The organism is Pseudophaeobacter sp. A-200-2 (genome assembly GCF_041008815.1).
GTDB classification, from domain to species: domain Bacteria; phylum Pseudomonadota; class Alphaproteobacteria; order Rhodobacterales; family Rhodobacteraceae; genus Phycobacter; species Phycobacter gallaeciensis_A.
Map to the genome: position 1 here is coordinate 305,666 of NZ_JAXGFU010000005.1, position 6,568 is coordinate 312,233.

Genomic DNA, 6,568 nt, shown 5'->3' on the forward strand with positions numbered 1-6,568 from the left:
GGCGCCACAATGGCGTCAGGCGTCATGCGCTGCAAGCGGGATTGCCCTTGGGGGTGCCTGGCTTGCAGTCCTGCTCAGCTGTGATCAGAGATGGCAAAGCGTTCCTGTTCGGCGCAGGGCAGGCTGGTCTGCGGATTGCAGAAGCTGACCATGGTGGCGCCGTTCTGGATGCCGGTGACCTTGCACATCAGCGGCGTGCCGTCGCGCAGTTTCACATTTGCCCACCAGGGGTCGCGCGCATCGCTGGCTGCGACGAAATCGCGGATCTCTCCCCAAGCCGGTGTCGGGGCGCAGGTGTCCTGCCAGACGCGGCTGGCATCCATGATCGACACTTTGGCAAAGCTGGCGTCTGGGTCCATTTTCCACATCTGATGATAGGCGGCGTTGGAGAAAGTCATGCTGCCATCATTGGCAAAGACGGCGATGGCTTCGTCCATCTGGTCCATGATCGACTGCCCCATTTCCAGCTCCGAGCGGAACTGACGCGTCAGGGTCACTTCGGCGGTGATGTCCTCGAACAGGAAGGCAATGGCACCATCGGGGTGCGGGCGGCCAGAGACCGAATAGACCGAACCCGAGGGCAGCGACCATGTTTCCTTGTACCGGCCTTCAGCAGCGGCCTCGAGCAGGTCTTCGAACTGGTGGCGCCAGCTGGAGTAATTCTTGGGCTCGGGCATCATGCGCTGGTCGCGCAGACGGTCGAAAAAGCTCATCAGGTTGGGACGGGAGCTGAGGAAATCGGGCGGCAGCGCGGTCAGGTCGATCAGCACCGGGTTGAACAGCACCAGCTGACGGTTGCGATCAAAGATGGCCAGACCAATGGACAGCTGGGCAAAGGTTTTTGCCAGAGTCTGCACAAAGTTGCGCTGGGCGATTTCGGCATCCACCACCGCATTCACATCGACAGCATGACACAGCCAGCCGGCTTCGGTTTCAGTGGTCGAGATATTGTACCACAGCTGCTTGTTGCTGTCGGGCAGCGGGATGGAAATCCGTTCCGGTTTACCGCTGGATTTGGGTTCTTCAAGATCGGTGAACAGGGGCACCGACACATCCACGTCGCGGCCGCGGATTTTATGGGTAAGGTTGTCATAGGCTAGGTTGGACCAGGTGATCGCGCCTTCATCCGATTGCAGCCAGACCGGATAAGGGGCCTGATGCACGGCGGCGCGCAGGGTGGTCAGTTCCTGATCCTGCGATCTGTTCTGCTCTTCCAGAGTCGAGCGGCGCAGCTGCACGCGGGTAATACCGTCGATCCATTCACAATGCGCTTCGCGGCTTTCGGCGGATTCGGTGCCCGACAGGACAAGGGGACCGACATCTTTCAGAAATCCGGGCGATTGCGGCAGGCCGGGGTAATTGCGCGCCAGCTGGTCGCGCAGCATGTTCCAGCTGAACGCCTCGGCGTGTTCGCCAATGAATTTGCGTGCGCCCGAGGACCAGCCGATCAGGTTGGTGTCGTCAAACAGGAAGACCGCATCAGTACGCCCGTCGCTGGACAGCAGATCCTGCTCCAGCGATTTGGAGCGCGCGCCGGGAGACAGCCACCACACAGCGGCCGCGGCTGTGGCGGCGCAGAGGGTTGCCAAGATTAGCCATTCGATTGAAACGATGTTCTGCATGTTGTCCTGCCTTGCTCGCGTATCGCTTTATCAATGGTTGCTTAAAAATGGTTAAATGAAGTTTAATTGGTTGCTAAAAAGTGAACAGTTAAATTTCAATTCTCTGGTTTTTCCCGGTTGGAACGGCATTTTCGCCCTTGAGCGCGTCGACTTTGTCACGCGGCCAGGAGACTTCGACGATGGCACCCCGGCGTTCTTTTGGCAGTATTAGTCCGGGAAGCGGGGCCGATCCATTGGTAAACCGCAGGTTGGCGCCGCTGCGTTCCAGCAGGGTTTTGGCGATGAACAGGCCCAGCCCCATGCCTTCGTAACCGGGGCGTTTGCGCCGATCAGATCCACTGCGCCGCCGTTTCATGAAGGGATCGCCGATCCGGCCCAGCATCTGAGAGGGGAACCCGCGCCCGTCGTCGCTGATCCGAACCTCGATCTTTTCGTCGTCCCAGGCGGCGTCGATCCAGACGGTGCTGCCTGCGAAATCCACCGCGTTCTGAACCAGGTTGCGCAGACCGTGGATGATCTCGGGTTTGCGCAGGATGGTGGGTTGCTGCAGGCTGCCGTCCTCAAGCGGGGCTTCGTGAAACACGACCGTCGTGCCGCGGTCCATATGGGGTTCGGCGGCCTCGTGGATGACGGTCGAGAGCGGCGCCTGGCGCAGATGCAGGTCGTCCTTCCCGGCCCGGCCCATGCTGCGCAGGATATCGCGGCAGCGGTCCGCCTGTTCCCGGATCAGGGCGGCGTCTTCGCGCAGGTCGGGGCGGTCGTCCAATTCATCCAACAATTCGGCACTGGCCAGTTTGATGGTGGCCAGCGGCGTGCCAAGTTCATGCGCGGCGGCAGCGACCACGCCGCCAAGGTCGGTCAGCTTCTGCTCACGCGACAGGGCCAGCTGGGTGGCAGAAAGCGCGTCCGACATGCTGCGGATCTCGGTGCTGATCCGGAAGGAGTAGAACCCAATGAACAGGATGGCGATGACGATGGCGGTCCAGTTGCCAAAGACAAAGACATCCGGAACCCGCAGCAGGAACCCCTGTTCGGTGCGCAGGGGAATATGGAATTCGGCCATCAGTGTTACCAGCATGATGGCAGTACCGCCAATGATCAGGGTTGAGCGCAGCCCCATCATGGCAGCGGAAATTGTCACTGGCGCCAGAACCAGCAGGGCAAAGGGATTGTGCAGACCGCCGGTCAGGCTCAACAAAAACGCCAGCTGCATCAGATCGAACAGCACCATCAGGAAGTTTTCGAATTCCGAGAGGCGCTTGTTTTCGGGGAACATCAGGGTGGCGACAAGATTGCCGGTAACCGCGATGCCGACCGCCAGAAAACATAGCGGCAGCACCAGTTGCAGATTGTACATGTACTGCGCCACCAGGATCGCAATGATCTGCCCGGCGATGGCTACCCAGCGCAGCAGGATCAGGGTCCGCAAACGGATCCAGTGGCTGCGTTCCTGGCCATGCATCAGGCCGAATTGGGTCTCGCTCATCTGGGCCTCCTGATCTGCGGCTCATTATCACGTTCCCGCGCCGATCGGCGGTGTGACGCCGTGTGCAGTTGCATCGGCTGAGTTTCTTGATAGGTCTCGCGCCCGAAACGATCAACAACCCTTCCCGTTCGCAAAGTGTGATCACATGACCCGCCTATATGCCCTTCTTGCTGCCCTGTTCATTGCTGCTCTTGCCGGCGGCACCTGGTTCCTGACCCGCCCAGGGGACAGCGATGACAAATTCGCCCAGTGCCGCAGCAGCAAGATTGCCGGTGGCGCCGATACCATTGGCGGGCCGTTCGAACTGGTCAATTCCAAGGGTGAGACGGTTACCGACAAGGATGTCATTACCGAACCATCGCTGCTGTACTTTGGCTATACCTTCTGCCCCGACGTCTGCCCGCTGGATGTGTCCCGCAACGCCGAGGCCATCGATGTGCTGGATGAACGCGGTTACAGCGTGACACCGGTGTTCATCTCGATCGACCCGGACCGCGACACCCCCGAGGTGGTTGGCGATTTTGCCTACAACATGCATGAAAAGATGATCGGTCTCACCGGGTCGGCCGAGCAGGTCAAGGCGGCCAGCCAGGCCTACAAGACCTATTACAAGAAACAGGACGGGGATGAGGACTATTACCTGGTCGATCACTCCACCTTTGCCTATCTGGTGCTGCCTGAGGACGGTTTCGTCGAATTCTTCCGCCGCGATGAGACGCCCGAGCAGGTGGCAGACAAGATCGGCTGTTTCATTGATAACATGTAACGGTGTCTGGCATTTGACCTTTGCCACCCGGCGTTTAATATCCAAAACAAGAATTTGCTGAACGAACGCGGAGGAGCGGGCATGGTCGAAGCGACGCAAAGGGACATCGGACCCGACAAATCGCTCTTGTTGGTCGATGATGATGAACCGTTTCTGCGCCGCCTGGCCAAAGCGATGGAAAAGCGCGGTTTCGAGATTGAGACCGCCGGATCCGTCGCCGCCGGCAGCGCCATCGCCACCGCCCGGCCCCCAGCCTATGCGGTTGTCGATTTGCGGCTGGAGGATGGCAACGGTCTGGATGTGGTCGAGGTGATCCGAGAAAAACGTCCCGACAGCCGGGTTGTGGTGCTGACCGGATATGGCGCCATTGCCACCGCCGTTGCTGCGGTGAAGATCGGCGCCACCGATTACCTGTCAAAACCGGCGGATGCGACCGATATCACCAATGCGCTCTTGGCCTCGGCGGATGAACTGCCGCCGCCACCGGAAAACCCGATGAGCGCGGACCGCGTGCGCTGGGAGCATATTCAGCGCATCTATGAACTCTGCGATCGCAACGTGTCCGAAACCGCTCGGCGGCTGAACATGCACCGGCGGACCTTGCAGCGGATCCTTGCCAAACGCAGCCCCAAGTAAAGGCAACCCCCAGGCGAGGACCACACATGACAGAGCATGGCGCCGGACCCGAAGATCAGCCGTTGCCCGACGGGGGCTGGTCCGAGGAGATTGAGACCCTGCGCGATGCCTGCGTGATCCCGCCGGTCGACAGTGCGCTGGTGCAAAAGGCCGGTGTGTTGACTGCCTCTGGTGATTACTGCGCCAAGGCCGCGCTCTGGCGCAAATACCGCCCGATCACCGTGCAGCCCGACCCGCCGAGTGAGGTCAACGCAACCCTGCCGGGGCGCTGGCTCTGGGGCGGGGTGCTCTGGGCGCATTTCGGGCATTTCCTGGTGGAAAGCTCGTCCCGGCTTTGGGCGCTGCCACATCTGGATCAGCCGGTGGACGGCATCCTGTTCATCCCTAAACGCCCGGCTGTGGGCGATGAAACGCGCGGCTTTCAGCGCGAGTTCATCAATCTCTTTGCGCCGGGCCTGCCAATCCGGGTTGCGGCTGAACCGACCCGGGTTGAGGAACTGGTGGTGCCAGGGCAGGGGTTTGGCCTTGGCCATATCACTCGTGGTACCCGAAAGTTCCGCAATGCGGTGCACAGCCGCTTTGCCCGCGATGTGACCCCTGAAGGCCCTGAAAAGCTCTATATCTCCCGTTCGAAACTGGGCCTCAGCAAGGGCGGTCTTCTGGGCGAAGAGCAGATGGAAGAGCTGCTTCAGGCCGAAGGCTATGAGATCTTCCACCCGCAGGAGCACAGCCTGACCGAGCAACTGGCTCGCTACAAGGCGGCGAAACGGGTGATCGCGGCGGATGGCTCGGCGCTGCATCTCTTTGCCATGGTAGGAAGGCCGGATCAGAAGGTCGCGATGGTCCTGCGGCGCCAATCCGGCGCCAATAATCTGCTGGCGATGAATGTAGCGCATTTCTGCAAATGCAATCCGCTGGTGATTGGCGCGCTTCGCACTGAATGGGTGCCGGTCAACAAGCCAAAGTCGAGCCGCAACAGCTTTGGCGAGATCGACCATTCGGTGATCGGCCGGGCTCTTGCCACGCATGGATTCATCTCTGCTGATGCGCAATGGCCGGTGCTGAGCGACGATCAGCGGCAACAGATCCTTGTCGAAAAGGGGCTTGGCGGTAGCGACCGTTTCGTGGAATCGCCCGAATTCAAACAGCAGCGGATCCGCGAAATGCGCCGCGCCCGTCGGGCCAGGCGTGCGGCCAAAACCGCCAACGCCTGAGGTAGTGGCCTAAAGCTGCGCCAGCAACTCTGCATGGCGGCTGACAAAATCACGGCGCACCTCGACCGGCGGGCGCAGGTCGATAGACAGATCGCCCGTGATCTGCGGGTCGATGCGGCCAAAGAACTTGTTGGCCTCCGTCTCCGAAAACCCGGCGATCTGCACCGCCTCCATCCATGCGCTGATCTTGTCGGCCCGCTTGATCTTGGACTTGATGGTCTTTGGCAGGGCGGCGGGCAGGCCGAAACGGACATGGATGGCCGTAGTCAGGCGTTGATCCAGATCCTCATACCCGGGACCGACTGCGGCCTTCACCGGGGATATCATGTCGCCAATCACATATTCCGGGGCATCGTGCAGCAGCGCGGCCAGGCGCCATTTCACTGGCGCCTTGGGATAAAGACGGGTGAACAAGCTCTCGACCAGCAGCGAATGTTCGGCCACCGAATAGGCGAAATTACCCTTGGTTTGCCCGTTCCAGCGCGCCACAAAGGCCAGCCCGTGGGCGATATCCTCGATTTCAATGTCGACGGGCGTGGGATCCAGAAGATCCAGTCGGCGTCCTGACAGCATGCGTTGCCAGGCGCGGGCAGGTTTTGGAGGCATCGGTCGGGTCCGGCTCTTACAGAGGTTTTACCTGTGCCTAGCCGCTTGGCACCCAGCGTGCAAATCCTGAATTGCGTGGCATTTGGTCCGGGGCAACCCTCTGCTCTGGGTGGTTTCATTGCTTGTAAAGCGTTGCGGTGTTAAGTGCGTGGCCAAGTTGAGGCTGAGCCAGAATGGAGTTGCCAATGGGCACGGATTACATCGTCAAAGACATCGCATTGGCCGGGTTTGGCCGCAA

At 60.4% G+C, this 6,568-nt stretch carries 6 protein-coding genes; 3 read left to right on the forward strand and 3 right to left on the reverse strand.

The features are described 5' to 3' along the window. Positions 1-74: 74 nt before the first annotated feature. Both SM766_RS10230 and regB read right to left on the reverse strand, forming a co-directional pair. Complete coding sequence (locus SM766_RS10230; RefSeq protein WP_274833198.1) at positions 75-1,622, reverse strand: PAS-domain containing protein; 1,548 nt, start codon at positions 1,620-1,622, stop codon at positions 75-77. A gap of 88 nt (positions 1,623-1,710) precedes the next feature. Continuing rightward, complete coding sequence (gene regB, locus SM766_RS10235; RefSeq protein ID WP_065272026.1) at positions 1,711-3,108, reverse strand: sensor histidine kinase RegB; 1,398 nt, start codon at positions 3,106-3,108, stop codon at positions 1,711-1,713. 145 nt (positions 3,109-3,253) lie between these two features. Here regB and SM766_RS10240 point away from each other — a divergent pair, with 145 nt between their 5' ends. The 3 genes from SM766_RS10240 (at position 3,254) to SM766_RS10250 (ending at position 5,724) form a co-directional block, all read left to right on the forward strand. Continuing rightward, a complete protein-coding gene (locus SM766_RS10240; RefSeq protein ID WP_065272027.1) occupies positions 3,254-3,874 on the forward strand; it encodes an SCO family protein in 621 nt (206 codons plus the stop codon). Positions 3,875-3,955: 81 nt separating this feature from the next. Next, the gene (locus SM766_RS10245) at positions 3,956-4,510 is read left to right on the forward strand and encodes an ActR/PrrA/RegA family redox response regulator transcription factor (RefSeq protein WP_065272028.1); all 555 of its coding nucleotides are present in this window, start codon (positions 3,956-3,958) and stop codon (positions 4,508-4,510) included. A gap of 26 nt (positions 4,511-4,536) precedes the next feature. Further along, positions 4,537-5,724 (forward strand): glycosyltransferase family 61 protein, encoded by a 1,188-nt coding sequence (locus SM766_RS10250; RefSeq protein ID WP_368947700.1) that lies wholly within the window; start codon positions 4,537-4,539, stop codon positions 5,722-5,724. 9 nt (positions 5,725-5,733) lie between these two features. Here the strand turns inward: SM766_RS10250 and SM766_RS10255 are convergent, their stop codons facing one another. Continuing rightward, positions 5,734-6,330 carry an HD domain-containing protein gene (locus tag SM766_RS10255; RefSeq protein ID WP_368947701.1) on the reverse strand — a complete coding sequence of 199 codons (597 nt, stop codon included), beginning with the start codon at positions 6,328-6,330 and terminating at the stop codon, positions 5,734-5,736. Positions 6,331-6,568: the final 238 nt, after the last annotated feature.